General features: G+C 67.9%; 24 protein-coding genes and 1 pseudogene. 10 read left to right on the top strand and 15 right to left on the bottom strand.

The window, feature by feature from the left end; genetic code table 11:
* Window positions 1-112: 112 nt before the first annotated feature.
* The gene (locus QRN63_RS02545; protein ID WP_285029063.1) at window positions 113-1,399 is read right to left on the bottom strand and encodes an ROK family transcriptional regulator; all 1,287 of its coding nucleotides are present in this window, start codon (window positions 1,397-1,399) and stop codon (window positions 113-115) included.
* A gap of 237 nt (window positions 1,400-1,636) precedes the next feature.
* Between QRN63_RS02545 and QRN63_RS02540 the strand changes: the two genes are divergently transcribed.
* Window positions 1,637-2,398 carry an SDR family NAD(P)-dependent oxidoreductase gene (locus tag QRN63_RS02540; RefSeq protein WP_285029062.1) on the top strand — a complete coding sequence of 254 codons (762 nt, stop codon included), beginning with the start codon at window positions 1,637-1,639 and terminating at the stop codon, window positions 2,396-2,398.
* A gap of 82 nt (window positions 2,399-2,480) precedes the next feature.
* On the opposite strand, the pseudogene QRN63_RS02535 reads toward QRN63_RS02540, so the two are convergent.
* Both QRN63_RS02535 and QRN63_RS02530 read right to left on the bottom strand, forming a co-directional pair.
* A pseudogene (locus tag QRN63_RS02535) lies at window positions 2,481-3,767 on the bottom strand (L,D-transpeptidase); the annotation flags it as partial.
* A 35-nt stretch (window positions 3,768-3,802) separates the two neighbouring features.
* Window positions 3,803-4,861 carry a UDP-N-acetylmuramate dehydrogenase gene (locus tag QRN63_RS02530; protein WP_285029061.1) on the bottom strand — a complete coding sequence of 353 codons (1,059 nt, stop codon included), beginning with the start codon at window positions 4,859-4,861 and terminating at the stop codon, window positions 3,803-3,805.
* A 25-nt stretch (window positions 4,862-4,886) separates the two neighbouring features.
* Between QRN63_RS02530 and QRN63_RS02525 the strand changes: the two genes are divergently transcribed.
* From QRN63_RS02525 to QRN63_RS02505, 5 genes are read left to right on the top strand one after another with little or no spacing between them, the layout of a single operon-like run.
* The gene (locus QRN63_RS02525) at window positions 4,887-5,396 is read left to right on the top strand and encodes a DUF2505 domain-containing protein (protein ID WP_267318774.1); all 510 of its coding nucleotides are present in this window, start codon (window positions 4,887-4,889) and stop codon (window positions 5,394-5,396) included.
* Between the two features lie 51 nt (window positions 5,397-5,447).
* The gene (locus tag QRN63_RS02520) at window positions 5,448-6,257 is read left to right on the top strand and encodes a class I SAM-dependent methyltransferase (RefSeq protein WP_267318773.1); all 810 of its coding nucleotides are present in this window, start codon (window positions 5,448-5,450) and stop codon (window positions 6,255-6,257) included.
* Window positions 6,258-6,281: 24 nt separating this feature from the next.
* On the top strand, window positions 6,282-7,472 hold the full coding sequence (locus QRN63_RS02515; protein WP_285029060.1) for a glycoside hydrolase family 3 N-terminal domain-containing protein: 1,191 nt from the start codon (window positions 6,282-6,284) through the stop codon (window positions 7,470-7,472).
* 14 nt (window positions 7,473-7,486) lie between these two features.
* Window positions 7,487-8,311, top strand: a complete 825-nt coding sequence (locus QRN63_RS02510; RefSeq protein ID WP_285029059.1) for a carbon-nitrogen hydrolase family protein — start codon at window positions 7,487-7,489, stop codon at window positions 8,309-8,311.
* A complete protein-coding gene (locus QRN63_RS02505; protein ID WP_267318770.1) occupies window positions 8,308-9,306 on the top strand; it encodes an LmeA family phospholipid-binding protein in 999 nt (332 codons plus the stop codon). The genes QRN63_RS02510 and QRN63_RS02505 overlap by 4 nt, the downstream gene beginning before the upstream one ends.
* A gap of 57 nt (window positions 9,307-9,363) precedes the next feature.
* On the opposite strand, the gene deoC is transcribed toward QRN63_RS02505, so the two are convergent.
* The 6 genes from deoC to QRN63_RS02475 all read right to left on the bottom strand — a co-directional run bounded on the left by deoC (window position 9,364) and on the right by QRN63_RS02475 (window position 13,501).
* Window positions 9,364-10,044: a deoxyribose-phosphate aldolase gene (gene deoC / locus QRN63_RS02500; RefSeq protein ID WP_285029058.1), complete on the bottom strand. Its 681-nt coding sequence runs from the start codon at window positions 10,042-10,044 to the stop codon at window positions 9,364-9,366.
* Entirely contained in the window at window positions 10,044-10,463 is a 420-nt protein-coding gene (locus QRN63_RS02495) for a DUF2599 domain-containing protein (RefSeq protein WP_502888081.1), read from the bottom strand. The genes deoC and QRN63_RS02495 overlap by 1 nt, the downstream gene beginning before the upstream one ends.
* A 12-nt stretch (window positions 10,464-10,475) precedes the next feature.
* Complete coding sequence (locus QRN63_RS02490; RefSeq protein WP_020101171.1) at window positions 10,476-10,760, bottom strand: DUF2516 family protein; 285 nt, start codon at window positions 10,758-10,760, stop codon at window positions 10,476-10,478.
* Window positions 10,761-10,832: 72 nt separating this feature from the next.
* Complete coding sequence (locus QRN63_RS02485; protein WP_267318768.1) at window positions 10,833-11,516, bottom strand: heparin-binding hemagglutinin; 684 nt, start codon at window positions 11,514-11,516, stop codon at window positions 10,833-10,835.
* A 32-nt stretch (window positions 11,517-11,548) separates the two neighbouring features.
* Window positions 11,549-12,004 (bottom strand): helix-turn-helix domain-containing protein, encoded by a 456-nt coding sequence (locus QRN63_RS02480; protein WP_267318767.1) that lies wholly within the window; start codon window positions 12,002-12,004, stop codon window positions 11,549-11,551.
* A 108-nt stretch (window positions 12,005-12,112) separates the two neighbouring features.
* On the bottom strand, window positions 12,113-13,501 hold the full coding sequence (locus QRN63_RS02475) for a DUF445 domain-containing protein (RefSeq protein WP_285029057.1): 1,389 nt from the start codon (window positions 13,499-13,501) through the stop codon (window positions 12,113-12,115).
* Window positions 13,502-13,550: 49 nt separating this feature from the next.
* On the opposite strand from QRN63_RS02475, the gene QRN63_RS02470 reads away from it, so the two are divergent.
* Entirely contained in the window at window positions 13,551-14,255 is a 705-nt protein-coding gene (locus QRN63_RS02470; RefSeq protein WP_267318765.1) for a TetR/AcrR family transcriptional regulator, read from the top strand.
* Window positions 14,256-14,259: 4 nt separating this feature from the next.
* Window positions 14,260-15,120, top strand: coding sequence for a polyphosphate kinase 2 family protein (locus QRN63_RS02465; RefSeq protein ID WP_285029056.1), 861 nt, complete (start codon window positions 14,260-14,262; stop codon window positions 15,118-15,120).
* A gap of 63 nt (window positions 15,121-15,183) precedes the next feature.
* Here QRN63_RS02465 and QRN63_RS02460 read toward each other — a convergent pair whose 3' ends face one another.
* The 4 genes from QRN63_RS02460 to QRN63_RS02445 all read right to left on the bottom strand — a co-directional run bounded on the left by QRN63_RS02460 (window position 15,184) and on the right by QRN63_RS02445 (window position 19,519).
* Window positions 15,184-16,059: a cyclopropane mycolic acid synthase family methyltransferase gene (locus tag QRN63_RS02460; RefSeq protein ID WP_267318763.1), complete on the bottom strand. Its 876-nt coding sequence runs from the start codon at window positions 16,057-16,059 to the stop codon at window positions 15,184-15,186.
* Between the two features lie 163 nt (window positions 16,060-16,222).
* The gene (locus QRN63_RS02455; RefSeq protein WP_267318762.1) at window positions 16,223-17,083 is read right to left on the bottom strand and encodes a 3-hydroxybutyryl-CoA dehydrogenase; all 861 of its coding nucleotides are present in this window, start codon (window positions 17,081-17,083) and stop codon (window positions 16,223-16,225) included.
* 92 nt (window positions 17,084-17,175) lie between these two features.
* Window positions 17,176-18,468, bottom strand: a complete 1,293-nt coding sequence (aceA, locus tag QRN63_RS02450) for an isocitrate lyase (protein WP_267318761.1) — start codon at window positions 18,466-18,468, stop codon at window positions 17,176-17,178.
* Window positions 18,469-18,742: 274 nt separating this feature from the next.
* Window positions 18,743-19,519: an acyl-ACP thioesterase domain-containing protein gene (locus QRN63_RS02445; protein ID WP_502888080.1), complete on the bottom strand. Its 777-nt coding sequence runs from the start codon at window positions 19,517-19,519 to the stop codon at window positions 18,743-18,745.
* A gap of 216 nt (window positions 19,520-19,735) precedes the next feature.
* On the opposite strand from QRN63_RS02445, the gene ramB reads away from it, so the two are divergent.
* Entirely contained in the window at window positions 19,736-21,157 is a 1,422-nt protein-coding gene (gene ramB, locus QRN63_RS02440) for an acetate metabolism transcriptional regulator RamB (RefSeq protein WP_285029054.1), read from the top strand.
* Between the two features lie 14 nt (window positions 21,158-21,171).
* On the opposite strand, the gene QRN63_RS02435 is transcribed toward ramB, so the two are convergent.
* Complete coding sequence (locus QRN63_RS02435) at window positions 21,172-22,503, bottom strand: phosphatase PAP2 family protein (protein ID WP_285029053.1); 1,332 nt, start codon at window positions 22,501-22,503, stop codon at window positions 21,172-21,174.
* A gap of 85 nt (window positions 22,504-22,588) precedes the next feature.
* On the opposite strand from QRN63_RS02435, the gene QRN63_RS02430 reads away from it, so the two are divergent.
* Window positions 22,589-23,170 carry a carboxymuconolactone decarboxylase family protein gene (locus tag QRN63_RS02430; RefSeq protein ID WP_410506105.1) on the top strand — a complete coding sequence of 194 codons (582 nt, stop codon included), beginning with the start codon at window positions 22,589-22,591 and terminating at the stop codon, window positions 23,168-23,170.
* Here QRN63_RS02430 and QRN63_RS02425 read toward each other — a convergent pair whose 3' ends face one another.
* Entirely contained in the window at window positions 23,171-23,392 is a 222-nt protein-coding gene (locus QRN63_RS02425) for a hypothetical protein (protein ID WP_323848914.1), read from the bottom strand.
* Window positions 23,393-23,406: the final 14 nt, after the last annotated feature.

Genomic DNA, 23,406 nt, shown 5'->3' with positions numbered 1-23,406 from the left:
GGGCCCCTTGCCGGCGGCGAATAGCCGCGGAATGCACGGCTGACACGGCGTGTCGGCGTGCAGACTGCCCCCGCAAGCGGGAGGTACCCCCAGGCCGGCTCGCGGGAAGAGGCTAGGCGGCGCGGAGGGCGCGGCGCATGGCGCCGATCGGGTCGGCGTACAGGCCGCCGAGCGAGACCACTCCGGCACCGGCTTCCTGCACGCGGTTGCCGAAAGAGGTGATGCGAATGTCCTTGATGCCCAGCACCGTTCGCTCCGCGAAGGCCTGCTCGACGAGCGGCAGCCCCTCGGGGTACTCCGAGAACGCCTGGCCGCCGACGACCAGGTCATCGGGGTTGAGCAGGTCGCGCAGCAGCGCCACCGCGCCACCGAGCACGCGGGCCCGCTCGGCCAGCAGCTCGACGGCCGCGGCGTTGCCGGACCGCGCGGCACGCAGCACCGCAGCGATGGTCGACGACGGCCCGTCAGCCGGCACGATGCGCTGCTTACGGGCGGCGGCCAGCACGGCCTCGTCACTCACGGTGGTCTCGAGCCGGCCGCTGCCGCCGAGCAGTTCGGAGTGCGCCGGGAGTCCGGAGATGGTGCCGGGGCCACTGACCGGCGAGTGCACCTTGCCGCCGATCGACAGCGCATAGCCGACCGTTTCGCGGGCGTACACATAAAGGCTGGTGGCGGACTCCGCGGCCGCCGCGGAGCGGCGCGCACCGAGGAGGAGTTCGGCGCCGGCCATCGCATCGACGTGCGACGCCAGCGACACCGGCAGCCCCAGCGTCTGCGCGAGCACCGGGCCGACGGGGGCGTCCACCCAGCCGAGGCGCGGGTGGTCGACGTGACCGGTGGCGCTGTCCACCACGCCACCGGCGGCGACCCCGACCCACAGCGGGCGGCGCCGGTGCCAGCGGCTCAGGTAGCGCTGCGCGCTGCCGGCCAGCGATGCGAGCGCGGCGTTCTGGTCGCCGCGCGGAGTGGGCGTCTCGACCACGTCGAGGGTGCGGCCGAACAGGTCGGTCGCGACGATCGCCGTGGTGCGGGCGCCGACGTGCAGGCCGAGGGTCAGGAACGGTTCGTGGTTGACCTCGACCGGAATGCGCGGACGGCCGATGGCGCCGGCGACGGCCAGGTCGGCCCGCTCACGCAGCATGCCGGCGTCCAGCAGGGCCGTGACCTGCCGGTTCACCGTGGCGATGCTCAGGCCGGTGGCCTGCGCGATCACGTCCCGGGCGATGGGGCCGCGCAGCCGGGCCGCACTGAAGACCGAGCCGGCGGCCGCGTCGGCGACCCGGAGCGACGGCGCGACGATGTGGTGCCGGGCCAGGAGGGTGCGCTTGGCGTGGGCATTGGAGTGAACAGCAGCACGGACGCCGGGACGGTTGGCGACGGTGGAAATGGGAGCAGGCATTTGGGTGTCCTAGGGAAGAAGTCGGGCTGGTGGGTCCTGGGGCCACACCTGCCGACAGCTAGGACGAAGAGATCCGTGTCGTGAGTCAGGCGCAGCGCGAAGCGCGACAACAACAACACGAACGCCGCACAGCGACGCCGGATGCCTGACTGATGATCACGAGAGGAAACTTAGCACGCCCAGGGCACAGCACAACGGCCGTGATGAAGCGTGCGGTCAGTGACTAAGGTCGGTCACATGTCAGCTGACGAACGCTCCGTGCGCGTCGCGGTGGTCACCGGTGCCAGTTCCGGAATCGGCGCCGCTACCGCGAAAACCCTTGCCGCCCTTGGCTTTCACGTAGTCTGCGCGGCCCGCCGCGCCGATCGGATCACCGCCCTCGCGGCCGAGATCGGCGGCACCGCCGTTGTGACCGACGTCACCGACCAGGCGTCGGTGGACGCGCTCGCAGCCCGGCTCGACGACATCGGGCCGGTGCACGTCCTGATCAACAACGCCGGCGGCGCGAAGGGACTGGCGCCCGTCGCGGAGGCCGATCTGGAGCACTGGGACTGGATGTGGCAGACCAACGTCCTGGGCACCCTGCGGGTGACGCGCGCACTGCTGCCCGCCCTCATCGACTCGGGTGACGGACTCGTCGTCACCGTCACGTCCATCGCGGCGCTGGAGACGTACGACAACGGCGCCGGGTACATCGCCGCCAAGCACGGCCAGGGCGCCCTGCACCGCACGCTGCGTGGCGAACTGTTGGGAAAACCGGTGCGGCTCACCGAGATTGCGCCCGGCGCCGTCGAGACGGAGTTCTCCCTGGTGCGGTTCGACGGGGATGCCGAGCGCGCTGACGCGGTGTACCAGGGCATCACGCCACTGGTCGCCGAAGACGTCGCCGAGGTCATCGGTTTCGTGGCGTCACGGCCGCCGCACGTCGATCTGGACCAGATCGTCATGCGGCCGCGCGACCAGGCGCCCTACAGCCGCTTTAACCGCCGGCCGAAGTAGTCGTCGGCGCCGACGAGGTCGAAGTCGCAGTCGACGCTGCCGTCGATGTCGTCGTCGAGGTGGACGACGACGTCGACGGAGTGGTCGAGGTGGTGGCCGGACCCGTCGGCGGCGGGGTCGTCGTGGTCGTCGGTGTACCCGAATACGTCGGGGCGTCGGTCGGGGTGGCCGGCGCGCTCTGCGGGATCGACGTCTCCGGCCGCGGGGCGTTCGGCCGCGGCAGCGCGGACATCGACAGCCAGGTGTCCCAGTCGACGGCCCAGTCCCAGATGTCGCCGTCGGCGTACGACAGCTGGATCGACGTGCCCGTCACCTCGACCGGATCGCCGTAGATGGCGGTCTGGAAGTACTGCTGGGCGTTGTCGGTCGACAGGTTGATGCAGCCGTTGGTGACGTTGGTGTTGCCCTGCGCGCCCGAGCTGGCCGGGTTGGCGTGGATGAACTCGCCGTTGTTGGAGATCCGCACGGCCCAGCGTTCGTGGACGTTCGAGTACCCGGCGGCCGGGTTGGACATCCAGAAGTCCGCGTACTTCTCGGTCACGACGTGGGTGCCGCTGCGCGTCACGTTGCGCGGCTTGTCGGCCTCGCCGTAACTACACGGGAAGTCGAACAGCACTCCACCGTCGGTGATCACCTGGATGCGGTGGCTGGTCGCGTCGGCCTTGACCACCTGGCGCCGGCCGATGTTGATCTCGAGCGTGCTGTCCTGCGCACCGTAGGCGTCGTCGCCGAACGGAACGCCGTACAACTTCGCCGAGACGCTGACCTTGGTGCCCGGCGGGTAGTACTCGCGGGGACGCCAGTGCATGCGCGCGCCCTCGCGCTCGTCGGGCAGCCAGGCCCAACTGCCCTCGACCGGTGGTTCGGTGACGACCTTGACGTTGCGCTCGACCGAGGCCTTGTCGCTGATCGACGAGTCGAATTGCAGGATGATCGGCGCCGCGATGCCGACGGTCTGCCCGTCGGCGAGCTGGAACTGCCCGTTGACCTGCTTGGTCGGGTTCACGGTCGTGAACGTCGCGGACACCGGCACCGATTTGCCGTCACGGCCGACGACGGAACCGGTGAACGTGTACGTCGCGCCGAAGCCGAGCGGCTCGGCGGTGTTGAACGACGTGCGGTCCTTGTTGAACACCGCGGCGACGACCTTGCCGTCGCCGTTGGTGAGGGTCAGCTTCTGGAACCAGCCGTCGGTGACGTCGACCCCGATGCTGCTGGTCGGCACCACGTCGGTGGCGCCGTTGGCGGGACGGTAGGTGATGACGGGCGCCGCGGTCTCTTTGGCAGGGGCCGAAGAGCCAGATCCGTTCGATTTGTCGGAGCACGCGGCGAGCACGCCGGAAGTGCCGACGGCAATCGCGGTCAGCATCTGTCGCCGGTTCACACTCACAGGTTCGAATTTACCTACAGCGAACAGCCGATTAAGCACGGTTCCGGTGTGAGATCTATCCCGAAAGCGGCCTTGACGCCGTCCCGAACGGCCCTGGCCAGCGCTAATACGTCCGCGCTGCCAGCAAATCCCCGGTTGGTCAGGGCCAGCGCATGTTTGGTCGACAGCCTGGCCGCAGCGCCGTCACCGGGGTAGCCCTTGCCGAAACCGGCCTGCTCCACGAGCCAGCCGGCGGCCAACTTGACCCCGTTCGGAGCCGGGTAATTGGGCACGGGACCGTCGGTCGCGGCCTGGATCCGTTCGAACACGTCCTGCGGGACGACGGGGTTGGTGAAGAACGATCCGGCGCTCCAGGTGTCGTGGTCGGCCGCGTCGGACACCATGCCCTTGCCGCGCCGCAACGCCAGGACGGCCTCGCGGACCGCCAGCGCGTCGACGCGCGTGCCCGCCTCGGCGCCGAGCCGGGACGCGAGTTCGCCGTACCGCAGCGGGGCACTGAGCCCGTCCGGGTTCAGGGTGAACTCCACCTCCAGCACGACGGCGTGGTCGGAGTTCTTCAGCACGCTGTGCCGATAACCGAAATCCAGCGTCTCGGGACCGACCCAGCTGTCGGCGCCCGTCCGGCGGTCGAACAGCCGGACCCGGGTGATGGTGTCGGCGACCTCGGCGCCGTAGGCGCCGACGTTCTGCACCGGTGTCGCCCCGGCCGAGCCCGGGATTCCGGACAGGCATTCCAGGCCACCGAGCCCGTGCGCCAGCGACGCCACGACCACGTCATCCCACAGCGCACCGGCCTCGGCCCGCACCACGTTGCCTTCGACGGTGACCTCGGTGTTCGCCAGCAGCACGACTGTCAGGTCGCGCAAATCGTCGGCGACCAGCACATTCGACCCGCCGGCCAGCACCAGCAGCGGACCCGGGTCGTCCCGCAGGGCGGTGAGGACGCCGACCACCTTCGCGGTGGTATCGCAGGTGATCAGGCGGGCTGCCACCGGTCCGACCCGGAACGAGGTCAGGGGTGCCAGCGGCACCTCATAGTCGACCGCCGCGCCCCCGATATCCGAACTGACCACGGCCGCTAACGGTAGCGTGCCGAGTATGGCCCGCTCTTTCGACATGGTTGCCGAATACCTCGGGACCGTGGCGCAGGTGCACAGCGCGTTCTGCAGCAAGGATTACTGGCTTGACCGGCTGGCAGAGGGCCGTGCCGATGTGGCGATGCTCGACTCGTTCGCCGAGGACGGCCAGGGCGGCACGGACATCACCACGACGCAGACCATGCGCGCCGCGGGCCTGCCCAGCATCATCACGCAGTTCCACTTCGGTGACCTCAGCCTGGTGCGCGAAGAGCATTGGGGCCCATTGACCGACGGGCGGGCCGTCGGGACGGTGCGCAGCCGCGTCCCCGGCGCGCCGGCGACCATCACCGGCAAGGGTGTCCTGACGTCCACCGGAGACGGTGCACGACTGGACTTCTCGGCGAATGTCGAGGTCCGCATCCCGCTGGTCGGCGGCAAGCTCGAGGCGCTGCTGGGCCAGCAACTCGGATATCTGATCGAGTTGGAGCGGAAATTCACCAACGACTGGATCGCCGCGCGCGGGGTGTGAACCCGCCCGTCGGCAGCTCAGACCACCTCGGCCGGGTCATAAACTCAGCCCATGCATTCGCCCGTCGGCCGGCCACAGGGCGCACCTGTCGGCCAGCCGACGCGCGGCACAACCGGCTACAACCGGCTGCGCCGCAGCGACCGCTGGCTGGTGCACTCGCCGCGCGTCCGGGCACTGCTGCGGGCCGCGCCGGACCCCGTGGTCGTCGACCTCGGGTACGGCGCGCTGCCGGTGACCACCGTGGAACTGGCGTCCCGGCTGCGCACGGTCCGGGCCGACGTTCGGGTGGTCGGCCTGGAGATCCACCCGGAACGGGTGCGACTGGCCCGGGAACTGGCCGGCGACGTCGTCGAATTCGGTCTCGGCGGTTTCGAATTGGCCGGGCACACACCGGTTCTGGTTCGCGCGTTCAATGTCTTGCGGCAGTACGACGTCGCCGACGTACCCGCCGCATGGGCGGAGATGACGGGCCGGCTGGCACCGGACGGGCTGCTGGTCGACGGCACCTGCGACGAATTGGGACGGCGCTGCTGCTGGGTCCTGCTCGACGCCGACGGACCGGTGAGCCTGACGTTGTCGTGCGACCCCTTCGCCATCGAACGGCCGTCCGATCTGGCCGAGCGATTGCCGAAAGTGCTTATCCACCACAATGTTCCGGGTCAGCCGATCCACCAGCTGCTGCAGGACGCCGACCGTGCCTGGGCCACCACGGCCGGACACGGGGTGTTCGGCCCTCGTGTCCGGTGGCGCGCCATGCTCGACCTGCTGGTCGCTGAGGGCCAACCGCTCGAGCCGCCGCGGCGCCGGCTGCGTGACGGCGTCCTGACCGTGCCGTGGTCGGCCGTCGCGCCAACACCGTGACGACGAGCGCATAGGGTTCGCCGTATGCCGTCACCCCGCAGCCGACTGCGATCGCCGGTCGTCCTGGCCTCGGCCGCGGCGGTGATCGTCGTCGCCCTGATCGTCGCGGCCGTCGTGAGCAAGCCGCGGCCCGTCGACGCCCCGCCACCGGCCCCCGAACACCCCGCCGCGGCCCCGCCTCCGGTGCCCTGCCGGCTGGACACCGTCGTGACAGCCCTCAGCGTGCGCCAGAAGCTCGCCCAGCTGCTGATGGTCGGGGTCAAGAACCTGGCCGACGCGGAGGCCGTCGTCCGGCAGCAGGAGGTCGGCGGCATCTTCATCACCAGCTGGACCGACTACTCGATGCTCGGCGCTCCCCTCGCCGCGCTGGCGCAGGAACCGCGACCCCTGCCGATCGCGGTCAGTGTCGACGAGGAGGGCGGCCGGGTGCAGCGCCTGAAGGGCCTCATCGGCAGCCAACCGTCGGCGCGCGAGCTCGTCGCCGCCGGCAAGACGCCGGAACAGGTTCGGGAGATCGCCCGGCTCCGCGGCCAGGCGATGAAGGAACTCGGCATCACCATCGACTTCGCGCCGGTCGTCGACATCACGGACGCGGCCGACGGCACCGTCATCGGCGACCGGTCCTGGGGCAACACCGCCGACACCGTCACCGCCTACGCCGGCGCGTACGCCGACGGCCTGCGTGACGCCGGCCTGCTGCCGGTGCTCAAGCACTTCCCCGGCCACGGCCACGCCTCCGGCGACTCGCACCAGGGTGGCGTCGTGACCCCGCCCCTGGCCCAGCTGGAGACGCTCGACCTGGTGCCTTACCAGGCTCTGACGACCCAGCAGCCCGTCGCCGTGATGGTCGGCCACATGCAGGTACCCGGCCTCACCGACAGCGATCCGGCGAGCCTGTCCCCCGCCGCCTACGACCTGCTGCGGCGCGGCACCTACGGCGGCGGCCCTGCGCACCCGTTCCACGGCCCGGTGTTCACCGACGACCTGTCCAGCATGGGCGCCATCACGCAGCGCTACAGCGTGCCGGAGGCGGTGCTCAAAGCCCTGCAGGCCGGCGCCGACACCGCGCTGTGGATCACCACCAAAGAGGTGCCGGAAGTCCTCGACCGGCTGCAGCAGGCCGTCGACTCGGGAGAACTGCCCACCGACCGCGTCGACGACGCCGTGCGCCACATGGCGGTGACCAAGGATCCGTCGCTGGCCTGCGCCCGCTGATTACGCTGGGGCTCATGCGCATCGCACTGGCCCAGATCGGCGCGGGCACCGACCCGGAAGCCAACCTGGAACTGGTCGCCGACCACACGGCGCGCGCCGCCGACGCGGGTGCCGACCTCGTGCTCTTCCCCGAGGCGACGATGTGCCGGTTCGGGGTGCCCCTCGCGCCCGTGGCGCAACCGCTCGAGGGCCCGTGGGCCGATGCGGTGCGGGACGTCGCGGCACGCGCGGGCGTCACCGTGGTGGCGGGGATGTTCTGTCCGGCCGACACCGACGGCCGCGTCACCAACACCCTGCTCGCCACCGGCCCGGGGCTTGACACGCACTACCACAAGATCCACCTCTACGACGCCTTCGGATTCGCCGAATCACGCACGGTGGCAAGGGGTTACGAGCCCGTCGTGATCGACGTCCCGACCGCGGACGGCGCCGTTCCCGTCGGCCTCACGACGTGTTACGACGTCCGATTCCCCGAGCTGTACCTCGAGCTCGCAGAGCGTGGCGCCAAGGTGCTGACCGTCCACGCGTCGTGGGGGTCGGGCCCGGGCAAGCTGGACCAGTGGACGCTGCTGGCCCGCGCCCGCGCGCTCGACACCAGCTGCGTCGTCGCCGCGGTCGACCAGCCGTACCCCGGTGACGAACTTGCCAGGAAGGGACCGACCGGCAACGGCGGCAGTCTGGTGGCCTCCCCCACAGGCGACATCGTCGTGCAGGCCGGGCTCGACGCGGAACTGCTGGTCACCGACATCGACCTGGCCGCGGTCGAGCGCGCCCGCGAGACCATCGCCGTGCTGCGCAACCGCACCACGATTCCGCGTAAGGCACAATCGCAAGGGTGACTGACCCCTGGGCCCGCCCCGCCAATGAGGACGCTGCACCATCCGCCGAGCCCGCGCCGCAGGCGCCGGAGGCTCCGGGTGCCCAGCCGACCGAGGTGCTGACGGCCACCGAACAACCGGCACCGGCCGCCGCCGACGTGCCGCCCGCTTACGGCGCTGACGCTCCGGCCCCGCCGGCCTATGGCGGTGACGTGCCGCCCACGTCGTACCCCGCTCCGCAGCAGGTGCCCGCCACCGACCCGCCGAAGAAGCGCCGCGGCGTCATGGAACTGCTGCGCGACCCGATGTCATTGATCCTGATCATCGTGATCGCGCTGGCGCTGTCGGCGGCCGGTGTCGTCGGCGGCGAGTTCTACGCCCGTAGCCGCGGCAACAGTGTCGTGTCGCAGTCCGTCCAGTGCGTGGTCCAGGACAAGGTCGACGTGCAGTTCGGCGCGACCCCGTTCCTGTGGCAGGTCGCCAACAAGCACTATGACCACATCACGGTGACCACGGCCGGCAACCAGGTGCGGTTCGCCAAGGGCATGAAGGCCCAGATCAAGATCGACGACGTCAAGCTCGAGAAGACGGCCAAGTCGGCCGGCACCATCGGGGCGCTCGACGCGACCGTCACCTGGTCGGCCGACGGCATCAAGCAGACCATCGCCGACACCGTCCCGGTGCTGGGCGGCCTGGTCTCCGACGTCACCACCGACCCGTCGTCGGGCACCATCGTGCTGGACGCGCCGATGACCCAGATCGTGGCCAAGCCGACGCTGTCCGACGGCACCATCTCGCTCAAGGTGGAGCAGCTGACCGGCCTGGGCTTCCTGCTGCCGCGCGAGTCGATCCAGCCGGCGCTCGATATGTTCGCGTCGCAGCTGACCAAGGATTACCCGATGGGCATCCGGCCGGAAGGCCTGCAGGTGACCGGTACCGGCGTGACCGCGCAGTTCGGCACCAAGAACGCGACCATCCCGCTGGGCCAGCAGGACACCTGCTTCTCCGGCCTCTGATCCCAGCGATTGGTGCACGATTTTCCGCGGTGACCGCGGAAAATCGTGCACAAATCGCTAGTTGAGCCCGTCGAGAACGGCGCGGGTGCCGGACAGGCCGAGCCTGGTGGCGCCGGCGTCCAGCATCGCCACGGCGTCCGCGGCCGAACGGATGCCGCCGCTGGCCTTGATGCCGAGCGCCGGGACGGTCTGGGCCATGATCTCCACGGCCTGCACTGACGCACCGCCCGCAGGGTGGAATCCGGTGGAGGTCTTCACGAAATCGGCGCCGGCGTCGGCGGCCGCACGGCAGACCTCGGCCAGCGTCGGCACGCCGGCCATGGTGAGCAGCGCCGCGGACTCGACGATCACCTTCAGCACCGCCGTGGGGGCGGCCCCACGGACCGCGGTGATGTCGGCGAACACCGCCGAAATGTCGCCGGCGATGGCGGCGCCCACGTCGATCACCATGTCGACCTCGTCGGCACCGCGCCGGCCGTCGGACCCGACGACCGACAACGCCGCCTCGCGGGCCTTGATCTGCGAATCATGCTTGCCCGACGGGAATCCCACGACGGTGGCGATCTTGACGCGCTCGGGTACCTCGACCGCGCCGAGCATCGACGGCGACACACAGACGGCGCACACGCCCAGATCGGCGGCCTCCCAGCACAGGCTCGCCACGTCGGCGGCGGTCGCCTCCGGCTTGAGTAACGTGTGGTCGACCAGTGCGGCCACCTGCCGGCGGGTCCAACTCATCAGAACGGCTCCTCTGCGCCACCGGGGTTGCAACGTGTTCTCACCATCTGGTTGTCGTCGACCACCGGGCGCCACGGCTCGAGATTCCAGCTGGTCTTGCCGGGCGCGCCCGCTTCGGCGAAATACCAGTGGCACATGAACTGCGCGCGCATGCCGGGGGTGTCGGCGTCAGGTGCCAGGTTGAGTACCTCGGACCAGGCCTCGTCTCCCGGCTGCGTGGCGCCCAGGCCGGACGCGCGCCGGCCGGCCCACGTCGGGTACACCTGCAGGCTTTTCGCACCATCCCACTGCGTCCACCGGGTGTGGTCGACGTAGGGCGGCGACGGAACGGGTTGTGGGGCGGGGTCGATGGGATCAGCTGAGGACAGTGGGGCGGGAGCCAGCGTCAATGCCGCGGCAACCAGCACCCCGAACCGGATCGAACGCACCGACTACCGGGATTTCCCTTGGACCTCAAGGAGTTTGGGCTTCACATCGACCAGGTACACACCGGTGGCGCAGGCGGCGATGGCCGCACCGACAGGCGGCCCGATGATCCAGCCCAGGACGGCGCCGCCGCCCAGGATCGCCAGCCACACCGGCTTGGTCAGTTTGTCGACCGCCGTGTAGGCGTCCGGCCGTTGCATGGCGGCATGCACGAACGCATAAACGGTCGTGGCCAGCACCGCTATCTGCAATGCGAAAAGGACGTAACCCACCAGGCTTCCGAGGTACACGCCCTCAGCCTATGTGGGTTACGTCCCTGGCGTCTAACTGTCCCGGCGCTTCGCTCGCGCCGGGAAACCTGACTACTTCTGGGTGACCTTCTTGGCCGGAGCGGCCTTCTTGGCCGGAGCCTTGGCAGCGGCCTTGGCCGGGGCGGCCTTGGTCGCAGCAGCCTTGGCCGGGGCCTTCTTGGCGGCCGTCTTGGCCGGAGCAGCCTTCTTGGCCGGCTTGGCCGGGGCCTCGTCCTTCTCGGGCAGCTCGACGCCGACCAGCTTGGCGGCGCGCTCACCGACGGCGCGGGTCTGGCTGGCGACGTTGCCCAGGGCGTCCTGGGTCAGCTCGGTGACCTGCTCGGTGTAGTTCTCGACGCGGCCACGGACGTCCTCGACGCGCTCGCGGACGCTCTCGATCGACGACTGGGTGCGCAGGCGCTCCAGCGCGGCTTCGCCACGCTCGACCAGCTTGTTGTAGGTGTTCTGAGCGTTCTCGGCGTAGGCCTCGGCGGCCTTGCGCAGCTCTTCGGTGCTGAACTTCTCGCGCAGCTCCTCAACCTGGCCCGGCAGTTCTTCCTGCAGCTTGGTCAGGCGGGCACGGCCCTCTTCGACACGCGCGTTGGCATCGGTGCGGGCCTCTTCGGCACGCTCACGCAGGCTCGCGACGATCTCGTTGACGGTGGCCAGCGCCAGGTCCGCGGCGCCGACGGCGGCGAACAGGGGGGCCTTCAGGTCTTCGATGGTGGGCTGGGTGATCTCTTTGTTCTCTGCCATGGTCTTGTTTCCTTTCTCGGGTACTGCGTTGGTCAGTTCGCTACTTGGTGAGTGTCAGTCGTCGTTGTCTGCTCCTCACTGGCGGCTTCCAATTCAGGCTGATCAGGAAGCGGTTTGGACTCGGCATCGTTCTGCTGCCGGAAGGACGTGTAGATGTCGAGCAGCACCTGCTTCTGCCGCTCGGTGATCGAGAGGTCGGCGATGATGGCGTCACGCACCTCGCCGGCAACGCTGGGCTCGAGAATCCCGGCCCGCACGTAGAGCACCTCGGCCGAGACCCTGAGCGCCTTGGCGATCTGGTTCAGCACATCGGCCGACGGCTTGCGCAGGCCACGCTCGATCTGGCTCAGGTAGGGGTTGCTGACGCCCGCCTTCTCAGCGAGCTGGCGGACCGAGACCTGCGCAGCCTCCCGCTGGGTGCGGATGAAGCTGCCGATGTCCTGGGCTGCATTCGACATGACGGCGGCGATATCTGCATCCTGCGCCATGTCGTGCCCCTGTCTCCGTCGACCGCATTTGGTTGGCGGTCCGTACCAAAACAACGGTACGAGGGGGTGCTAACTATTGCAAGCGCTAGCAAGCGCCAGCTAGCACTTTCAGACGAACAGCTCCGCGATGGTGTAGATGACGAGGCCCGCCAACGAGCCGACGACGGTGCCGTTGATGCGGATGAACTGCAGGTCACGACCCACGTGGAGCTCGATTCGCCGGCTCGCCTCATCGGCGTCCCAGCGCTCGATGGTCTCGGTGATGATCGCTGTGATCTCCGTCCCATACTGCGCAACAAGGTGTTTTGCGCCCCTGACGAGCCAGTTGTCGACCTTGTCCCGGAGCTCCGCGTCGTCCCGCAGGGACTCCCCGATCCGCACCACCGAGTCTGCAATCCGGGTGCGCAAAACTGACGACGGATCGTCCACCGATTCGAGGATGATGCGCTTGGCGGTACTCCACGCGGTCTCCGCCGCGCGGGCCACCTCGTCGCGCGCCAGGATCTGTTCCTTGATCCGTTCCGCGCGCGCGATGGTGCCTTCGTCGTTCTGCAGATCGTCGGCGAAGTCGAAGAGGAACTTGGTGGCCGACATCCGCAACTCGTGCTCGGGGTTGCGGCGCACCTTGTCGGTGAAATCCATCAGCTCGCGGTGAATCCGGTCGCCCACCAGGTGGTCGACCCAGCGCGGCGACCACGTCGGCGAATCCCGCTCGATGACGCGCTCGATGGTCTCGCCGGCGTTGAGCGACCACTGGAACGCGCGGTCGGCCAGCAGCTGCAGCAGCGCCTCCTGCCGTCGTTCCGCCAGCAGGCTCTCCAGCACCCGGCCGATCGGCGGACCCCACTGCGGTTCGGCGATGCGCTTGACGATCATCCGGTCCAGGACGTGCTGGACGTCTTCGTCACGCAACAGCTCCACCAGCACCCGCAGCACCGTCGACGCCTCGGCGGCCACCCGCGCCGCATGCACCGGCTCCGACAGCCACTTACCCAGCCGGCTGGCCACCTGGGCGTCGCGCAGCTTGGTCTCCACCACTTCCTGCGACATGAAGTTCTCGCGGACGAACGTGCCGAGACCCTCGCCGAGCTGGTCCTTCTTGCGCGGGATGATCGCGGTGTGCGGGATCGGGATGCCCAGCGGATGCCGGAACAACGCGGTGACGGCGAACCAGTCGGCCAGCGCGCCGACCATGCCGGCCTCCGCGGCGGCCCGGACATACCCCACCCACGGCCCGGTCCAGCTGTACGCACCGCCGCGGGCCTGCAACCACGTGCACACCGCAAACAGCACCGTCGCGCCGAGCAGGAAGCTCAGCGCGACCGCTTTCATCCGGCGCAGATTGCGGCGCCGCTCTTCGTCGGCAGTCTGGTCGGCGCCGGCAAACGACTCCGCGAGGCTGACGGGCGGTTCGGGGGGTGCCTGGTGCCTCGGATGAGGTTCGGTTCCCGGCCTGGGTCGGTGTGCCACCATTCCATCATCCTGCATGCCCGACATGGTCGCCCCGTATTATTAAGCGGACCTAGCGGAATGGACTACTGCGACCGTGGCACAGCAAAACGCACCCTCGTCGGCAAAAGCCGACGGGCGTAAACGACGCTGGCACCAACACAAGGTCGATCGCCGCAACGAACTCGTCGACGGCACCCTCGAAGCCGTCCGGCGCCGCGGCAGCAACGTCAGCATGGATGAGATCGCGGCCGAGATCGGCGTGTCGAAGACCGTGCTCTACCGCTACTTCGTCGACAAGAACGATCTGACGACCGCGGTGATGATGCGGTTTGCGCAAACCACGCTGATCCCGAACATGGCGTCAGCGCTGTCGTCCGACCTCGACGGCTTCGAACTCACCCGCGAGATCATCCGCGTGTACGTCGACACCGTCGCCGCCGAACCCGAGATCTATCCGTTCGTCTTCGCCAACAGCTCGGCGAGCAAGAGCAAGGCCATCGCCGACTCGGAAAAGATCATCGCGCGGATGCTCGCCGTGGTGCTGCGCCGCCGGATGGCACATGCCGGTATGGACACCGGTGGCGTCGACGCCTTCGCGTTCCACACCGTCGGCGGTGTACAACTGGCCACCCACTCGTGGATGTCCAATCGCCGGATGACCGCTGAGCAGCTCATCGACTACCTGACCCTGCTGTCCTGGAGTGCACTGCGCGGCATCGTCGAGGTGGGCGGCTCACTCGCGCAGTTCAACTCGCAGCCCCATCCGTCCCCGGCCCTGCCGAGTCATCTGCTTCACTGATCGCGTGACCTCCGATCTGCCGTCGTTGTGGACCCACGAACCGCACAAGCACCTGGAGTTCAAACCCGGCCTTCGGGTCGCCGACATCGACCCGGACGCCACCCCCGGATTCCGCGGCAGCAAGGCCGACGCCCCGGAGCTGCAGATCGAACGCAACGAGCGGTTCGCCGAACTGCAGGAGATGCTGTACGCGGGCAGCCGCTCCGGCGATACCCGCTCGATCCTGCTGGTGTTGCAGGGCATGGACACCGCCGGCAAGGGCGGCATTGTCAAACATGTTGTGGGAGCGGGTAATCCGCAAGGTATCCGCTATGCCAGCTTCGGCAAGCCGACGGAGGAAGAGCTGTCGCACCACTATCTGTGGCGGATCCGCAACGCCCTGCCCCCGGGTGGTCACGTCGGCGTTTTCGACCGGTCCCACTACGAGGACGTGCTGATCGTCCGGGTGCACAACCTGGTGCCGCCGCCGGCGTGGGAAGGCCGGTACGACGAGATCAACGCGTTCGAGCGCGAACTCGTCGACGCGGGGACGACGATCATCAAGGTGGCGATGTTCGTATCGCTCGACGAGCAGAAGAAGCGGCTCGCCAAGCGGCTGAATCGGCCCGACAAGTACTGGAAGTACAACCCCGGCGACATCGACGAACGGCTGTTGTGGCCCAAGTACGAGGAGGCCTACCAAGCCGTACTCGACCGCACCTCCACCGACTACGCGCCCTGGCACGTCGTGCCCTGCAACCGCAAGTGGTACTCCCGGCTGGCCATCACCGAGTTGCTGATCGAGGCGCTCGAACAACTCGATCTTTCTTGGCCGCCGGCAGATTTCGATGTCGAGGCGGAGAAGAAGCGGCTGGCCGAGGCTTAGGGCCCCAGAGCGCGGACAAACGAAAGCCGCCCCCGACCATGTCGGGGGCGGCTTTCGGAAAAGCTACTTGACCAGCGTGAACTGGCCGATGTTGGTGATGCCGCGACGGAAGAAGTCGGCGCACCCGGTCAGGTACTTCATGTACCGGTCGTAGACCTCCTGGCCCTGCAGGGCGATGGCCTCGTCCTTCTTGGCGGCGAGGTTGGCCGCCCACATGTCCAGGGTGCGCGCGTAGTGCGGGCGCAGCAGGTGGATGCGCTCCAGCGTGAAGCCCGAGCCCGCGGCGAGCTGCTCGATGTCCTCGACCGCCGGCAGCTGCCCGCCGGGGAAGATCTCGTCGCCGATGAACTTCATGAACTTCAGGTCGCTGATGGTCAGCTTGATGCCGTTCTCGCGGAAGAACTGCTGGGTGTGCGCGAGGATCGTGTGCAGCAGCATCCGGCCGCCGTTCTCCGGCAGGATGCTGTAGGCCCGCTCGAAGAAGATCGGGTAGCGCTCCTGCTTGAAGGCCTCGAAAGCGCCGATCGAGACGATGCGGTCGACGGGCTCGTCGAACTCTTCCCAACCCTGCATCCGGATCTCGATGCTGCGGTTGGTGTCGATCTTGGCGAGGCGCTCGCGGGCGTACTCCGACTGCGCCTTGCTCAGGGTGATGCCGATGACGTTCACGTCGAACTGGGTGATGGCCCGCTCCAGCGCGCCACCCCAGCCACAGCCGATGTCGAGCAGGGTCATGCCCGGCTTCAGGTCGAGCTTGCCCAGCGCAAGGTCGAACTTGGCGTTCTGCGACTCCTCGAGAGTCATGTCCTCGCGCTCGTAGTAACCGCAGGTGTACCCCATGGTCGGTCCGAGCCACAGCGCGAAGAACTCGTTCGAGATGTCGTAGATCGACTGCGACTCCTCGTAATGGGGGGTCAAATCGATGTCGGCTTGTGACATTTCGGTATCTATCCTTTGCGTTTACGTCCGCTGGCGCGGGCGGCGCTACCGCGTGTTGCGGTCAGCTGGCAACCCGTACGTGCGCAGCCCTGACGGGCCCAGCGAAAAACAACCCGCACGCAAGGTTAACGAAAATTACTGCCAGGCTCCAACCCGGCGTCTGTCAATAGGTGTAAAAGCCCTTGCCCGACTTCTTGCCGAGCTGGCCGGCCTCAACCATACGCAGCAACAGCGGCGGCGCCGCGTACAGCGGTTCCTTGTACTCGTCGTACATGGAGTCGGCGATCAGCTTCATGGTGTCCAGGCCCACCAGGTCGGCAAGCTTGAGCGGACCCATCGGATGCGACAGCCCGGCGACGACCGCGGTGTCGATGTCCTCGACGGTGGCGAAGCCCGACTCGGCCATCCGGATGGCCGCCAGCAGGTAGGGAACCAACAGGAAGTTGACAACGAAGCCCGAGCGATCCGACGCCCGCACGACCTTCTTGCCCAGCACCTCGCCGGCGAAAGTCTCGACGCGGGCGGCGGCCTCCGGGGCGGTCGTCACCGAGGAGATGAGCTCGACCAGGGGCAGCACCGGCACCGGGTTGAAGAAGTGCAGACCGAGCACCCGGCCCGGGTTCTTGGTGGCGGCCGCGATGCGCATGATCGGGATGGACGACGTGTTCGACGCCAGCACCGCGTCGGGGTCGGTGATGATCTCGTCGAGCTGAGAAAAAACCTTCGCCTTGACGTTGACGTCTTCGACGATGGCCTCGATGACGAGCTGACGGTCGGCCATGTCGGCCAGGTCGTTGGTGAAGCTCAGGCGACCCAGCGCGGCGTCGCGGTCGGCCTCGGACAGCTTGCCCTTCTTGACCGCGTTGTCCAGCGACTTGGTGATCCGCTCCCGACCGGCGGTCGTCAGCGCCTCGGTCGGCTCGAACGCCAGGACCTGTGCGCCTGCCTTGATACAGACCTCGGCGATGCCGCCGCCCATCTGCCCGGCCCCGATGACCCCGACTCGTTCGATTGCGTTGCTCACCGCTGTCCTCTCCTCGTGATTACTTCTGAAGATATGCGACAGGCCCCGCCCAGTTTCTGAGCGGGGCCTGCCGTATCTGGCTCGTGGCCGACTTAGTGGAACTGACCCTCTTCGGTCGAGCCCTTCAGAGCTGCGGTCGAGGTGTTCGGGTCCACGGTGGTGGCGATCTTGTCGAAGTAGCCGGCGCCGACCTCACGCTGGTGCTTGGTGGCGGTGTAGCCACGCTCCTCGGCCGCGAACTCGCGCTCCTGCAGGTCGACGTAGGCGGTCATGCCCTCGCGGGCGTAGCCGTAGGCCAGGTCGAACATGGAGTAGTTCAGGGCGTGGAAGCCGGCCAGGGTGATGAACTGGAAGGTGAAGCCCATGGCGCCCAGTTCCTTCTGGAACTTGGCGATGGTCGAGTCGTCCAGCGCCTGCTTCCAGTTGAAGGACGGGCTGCAGTTGTAGGACAGCAGCTGGTCCGGGAACTCGGCCTTGACGGCCTCGGCGAACTTGCGGGCGACCTCGAGGTCCGGCACACCGGTTTCCATCCAGATCATGTCGGCGTACGGGGCGTAGGCCTTGGCACGCGCGATGCAGGGCTCGATGCCCTTCTGGACGTTGTAGAAGCCCTCGGCGGTGCGCTCACCGGTGACGAACGGCTTGTCGCGGTCGTCCACGTCCGAGGTGATCAGGGTGGCGGCCTCGGCGTCGGTACGCGCGATGACGACGGTGGGGGTGCCCGCGACGTCGGCAGCCAGGCGAGCCGAGGTCAGGGTGCGGATGTGCTGCTGGGTCGGGATCAGCACCTTGCCACCGAGGTGGCCACACTTCTTCTCCGAGGCCAGCTGGTCCTCCCAGTGGGTACCGGCGGCACCCGCGGCGATCATGGCCTTCTGCAGTTCGTAGACGTTGAGGGCGCCACCGAAGCCGGCCTCACCGTCGGCGACGATCGGGACGAGCCAGTTGTCGACGCTCTTGTCACCCTCGACGCGGGCGATCTCGTCGGCGCGCAGCAGGGCGTTGTTGATGCGGCGGACGACGGCCGGCACCGAGTTGGCCGGGTAGAGGCTCTGGTCCGGGTAGGTGTGGCCGGAGAGGTTCGCGTCACCGGCGACCTGCCAACCCGACAGGTAGATGGCCTTGAGGCCGGCGCGGACCTGCTGAACGGCCATGTTGCCGGTCAGGGCGCCCAGGGCGTTGATGTAGGAGCCGTCGCCCTTGGTGACGCCTTCCCACAGGATTTCGGCGCCACGACGCGCGAGGGTGTTCTCCTCGACGACGCTGCCCTGCAGCTCTTCGACCTGGGCTGCGGTGTAGTCGCGGGTGATGCCCTTCCAGCGGGGGTTGGTGTCCCAGTCCTGCTGAATTTCAGCGGCGGTACGTGGCTTTCCGACGTTGGACATTGTGCTCCTTCGTATGGGGAGGGTTAGCCGCGTCGCCGGGGCGCCAAGATTCAAGCTGATTGTTAACGCTTTGGCGACTTCGCTTGTGTGCTGCCAACGACGATGACACAGCACATACCCGCAGGTCCAGCGGTTACAAGTGCCAACTTTCGCCAACACATGTAGCGAAGTTGCGAAGATTGCGAAGTTGCTGGGGTGCTTGACCGGTTCAGAAGCTACCGGGCGGTAACCGATATGCGCTGGTCAGTACGTTCGTACTGTTAAATCGGTGCACTCAGAGCGCGAACAGGCAGGCGACCGCTTTGACCTCGTCACCGACCACATATGTGAGCGTTGTAACACTGCGGTCACATAGCTCGGGACCGAATTTCTCGGTCGATCCGGCCGGGTACTCGTGCGTGATGATCTCCAACCGCTCCCCGAGCGCCACCGCGGCGTCGTGCTCGATGGTCACCCGCAGCGGCGCCTCGAGCAGCTCGGGCCGGTAGGTCTGCAGGTAGTCCTCGACCACCGACCAGTAGACGGAGTTGTTCATGTGGTCGAACAGGTCGATATCGCTGACCCGGACCGGGAAATCGGCGATCCGGACCGCGTCTTCGCGAGCGCCCGCCTTGAGGTAGCCCTTCCAGCGCAGCCGGTCGGTGGAGGCGGTCCGCTTCAGACCGGCGAGGAAATCGTCCGAGATCCGGGCCGGACCCTGCGTCTCGAGGTTCATGTTGATCCAGAACGCCTCGGACTCGATCAGACCGCCCTTACGGCCGTCGATGCGCACCCGCATCTCGCACCACCGGTTCGACGTGCCCGAACACCAGCGCCGCAGCCGCAGGATGTCGCCGCGCGCGAACGGACGGATCAGATCCACCATGGTGCGCCGGACGACCCAGGCAGGGTGGACGTCCTCGTAGCCCATCTGACGCAGCTGGTCCTGGCCGATGTCCTGGATGTGCCGGCAGGCGCCGTCGAATCGCAGCCGGCCGTCCCGGTCGACGTCGGCCATCCGCAGTGGCCAGCTGGTGTCGAACACGTCGGGGTGACCCTCCGGTACCGGCATCAGGGCCTTGGTCAGCCCGGTTACACCTGCGGCCGTGGCCTTCTTTTCAGTGGCGTTCTCGGCAGTCTTCTCCGCGGTTTCGACAGTGCTCATGGCGTCCCTTCGACACGGGTCCCCTCGGCTGGATCGCCCAACTCACCCGCGGCCCGATCCTGCCACAGGGCCAATTTGCCAATTATGCGAAGACGGTATTCACATGATTGTTAGGCTGGTCTCATGGCGAAGACCTTCGTTGGCTCACGGGTGCGTCAGCTCCGCGGCGAACGCGGCTTCAGCCAGGCCGCGCTGGCGCAGATGCTCGACATCTCCCCCAGCTACCTCAACCAGATCGAGCACGACGTCCGGCCGCTGAGCGTGGCCGTGCTGCTCCGCATCACCGAGGTGTTCGGGGTCGACGCGACGTTCTTCGCCTCCCAGGACGACACCCGACTGGTCGCCGAGTTGCGCGAAGCACTGATGGACCGCGACCTCGGCGTCGACGTCGATATCCCGGAGATCGCCGATCTGGTCAGCACCCACCCGACGATGGCCCGCGCGATGGTCGACCTGCACCGCCGCTACCGGCTGTCGACCGCGCAGCTGGCAGCTGCCACGGAAGACCGCTTTTCCGACGGCAGTGGCAGCGGGGCCATCACCATGCCGCACGAAGAGGTGCGCGACTACTTCTACACGCGGCAGAACTATCTCCACGAACTCGACACCGCAGCCGAGGAGTTCATCCTGCGCATGCACATGCGCAGGTCCGAGCTGTCCCGCGAGCTGGCCGAGCGCCTGAGCCGCGTGCACCATGTGCGCATCGTGCAGCGGCTCGAACTCGGCGACAACGTGCTGCACCGGTACGACCCCGAAACCAGGACGCTGGAGATCGGCAGCCATCTGTCGTCGGGGCAGTACGTGTTCAAACTGGCCGCCGAGCTGGCGTACCTGGAATTCGGCGACCTGCTCGAAAGCCTGGTGGCCGAGGGCAATTTCACCAGCGAGGAGTCGGTGAAGCTGGCCCGCATGGGGCTGGCCAACTACTTTGCCGCCGCCGCGGTGCTGCCCTACGGCCAATTCCACGCTGTCGCAGAGGAATTCCGCTACGACGTCGAGCGGCTGTCGGCGTATCACTCGGTGAGTTACGAGACCATCGCACACCGGTTGTCGACGCTGCAGCGGCCGTCGATGCGCGGCGTACCGCTGTCGTTCGTCCGCGTCGACCGGGCCGGAAACATGTCGAAACGACAGTCCGCCACCGGTTTTCACTTCTCCTCGTCGGGCGGCACCTGTCCCCTGTGGAACGTCTACGAGACGTTCGCGAACCCGGGAAAGATGCTCGTGCAGATCGCCCAGATGCCCGACGGGCGCAACTACATGTGGGTCGCGCGCACCGTGGAACGACGGGCCGCGCGCTACGGCCAGCCCGGCAAGACGTTCGCCATCGGACTGGGTTGCGAACTGCGTCATGCCAATCGGCTGGTCTACTCCGAGGGACTCGACCTCTCGGGCGGGGCCGCGACACCCATCGGCTCGGGCTGCCGCGTGTGCGAGCGTGACAACTGTCCCCAGCGCGCGTTCCCCGCATTGGGCCGGGAACTGGACCTCGACGAACACCGCAGCACCGTGACGCCGTATGTGGTGAAGCGGGTAAATCAGTGACGAGCAGAGTGCCGTTACGCAGCGGGACTTTCTGACGCCTCGCCGGGCAACTGCTCGATCGCCGGCGCCGGGGTGCCCGGCGGCGCGAAGAACGTGCCGTAGAAGCCGTAGACCAGTGTCGCGAGCGCCCCGATGATGAGCAGCCCGAACATGATCGGATACTGCGCCATCCACCCGGACAGGTAGCGAACGCACAGCATCACGCCGACGATGACGGCCGCGCCACCGGCAATCAGCCGTAGCCGGGCATGGGCAGCGGGCCGGACGGGTTCCCGCAGAGCCGATTCCACGGTCAGGCACAACACCGCACCGACGACCAGGTCGACGCCGTAGTGGAAGCCGAAGCCCAGCGTCGCGGTCAAAGTGCCCACCAGCCAACAGGTGCCACCGATGCGCAACCACCGCGGGCCGGACCGCGAATGGATGAACACCGCCAGCGCCCACGCGGTGTGCAGCGACGGCATGCAGTTGCGCGGGGTTGACGTGTCGAACGCGAGCGGCACAGCCGACCCGTCGACCGGCGGCAGCAGCGCCGGCCAGAAGTCGCCGACCTGAAAGCCGCCACCTGCCACGCCGAACGCATAGGTCGGCCCGACCAACGGGAACACCAGGTAGATCAGCGGGCCGATCAGACCGAGCACGAGGAAGGTCCGCACGACGAAGTGCCGCGGCCACCGTCCACCCGTGGTGACGTTGCGCAGCTGATAGATGGCGACCACGGTCGCGGCGGCGGAGAGTTCGAGATACACCCAGTGCAGGACGAAGTAGAGCACCGAGTGGTGCTGCACCAACTGGCCCAGCACCCAGGACGGCTGCCCCAGCGCAGCGTCGGCCCGCACCGCGAACTCGTCGAGAACCGTGGGACGCGTCAACGACGTGATGGTCAGCCAGGCGTCGCCGGCCTTGGTCGCGAGGACCAGCAGCAGACCGGTGGCGACACCCTTCAGCGCGGTGTCGCGCTGCGGGCCGGTCCACCGCGCCAGCGCGAACACGCCCAGCCCGGTGAGCGCGACCAGTGCGCCGCTACCCATCGCTGACGGCAGGCCGAGAAAATCCCGCCCCGCGACAAAGGCGACGTCGAGCCCCAGCGCCGCGGCCGCGGTGGGCAGCCGGAACTGACGCGGTACGGCGACCAAGGCCACCACGAGGGCTGCCCAGGGCACCGTGAACCCCGCAGGCGCTCCGACGTAATCGCTGATCAGCCGCTCGATCGGGCCCCGGAAACCGCACAGCATCGCCGTGATTTGCAGTGCGCACATGAACGTCGCGACCAGCGCAATGCCGATCGCGACCTTCGTCCGGGGCGGTACACCCTCCTTAAGAAAGGGTGAATGTTCGGTGAACACGCATAGACGATAGGCCGTCGGCCGCCGCTACCAGCAATTTGCGACCAAACTGCGACGCATCGGTTTCACCGCATCGCTGGACCCTATGTCCCCGTCGCCTGTGCCAGACTCGGGAATTGTGAACAGCATCGAGCCGGCCCGCATCGAACCCGGCGGCTTCCGTGAACTGGGGCCGCTCAACTGGGTCATCGCCAAGATCGGCGCCAAGACCATCCGGGCCCCGCGGTTCGCGCTCTTCAACGTCCTCGGCCAGCATCACCTGCTGTTCCTGACGTTCCTGCCCTACTCCGGCATGCTGCTCGGCCGCAGCAAGCTGGGGCTCCAGGACGCCGAGCTGGTGATCCTGCGTGTCGGGCATCTGCGCGGCAGCGAGTACGAGTTGCAGCAGCACCGCCGGCTCGCCCGCAGCCGCGGCGTCGACGCCGAGACGCAGGCCCGGATTTTCGAGGGCCCCGATGCCGAGGGCCTCACCGACCGGCAGCGCGTGCTGATCACCGCGACGGACGAGTTCGTCATCACCCGGTCGGTGTCCGACCAGACCTGGAAGGCACTGGCGTCGTACCTCGACCGCAAGCAGCTCATCGACTTCTGCCTGCTGGCCGCGCACTACGACGGGCTCGCGGCCACCATCGCCACGCTGCGCGTGCCGCTGGATTTCCCGGACTAGCTAGAGATAGGTGACGCCGAGCACCGCGAGCGTCATCAACACCGGTGCGACGGGCAGGCACCACAGGAACGCGGACTTCGCAAAAGCTTTGCGCTCCTGGAACTTTCGTGCAAAGAACACGGCGACGCCGGCCACCACGAAGACCACGCCGGACATCACCAGCACCCAGAAACTGATGCTGGTGGTGTCCATCGCGAGCGAGATGGCCAGCAGCCACAACATGTGACCGACGACCA

Source organism: Mycolicibacterium sp. lyk4-40-TYG-92 (genome assembly GCF_030209435.1).
Lineage (GTDB): Bacteria > Actinomycetota > Actinomycetes > Mycobacteriales > Mycobacteriaceae > Mycobacterium.
This window is presented reverse-complemented; position numbering and strand designations above follow the sequence as displayed.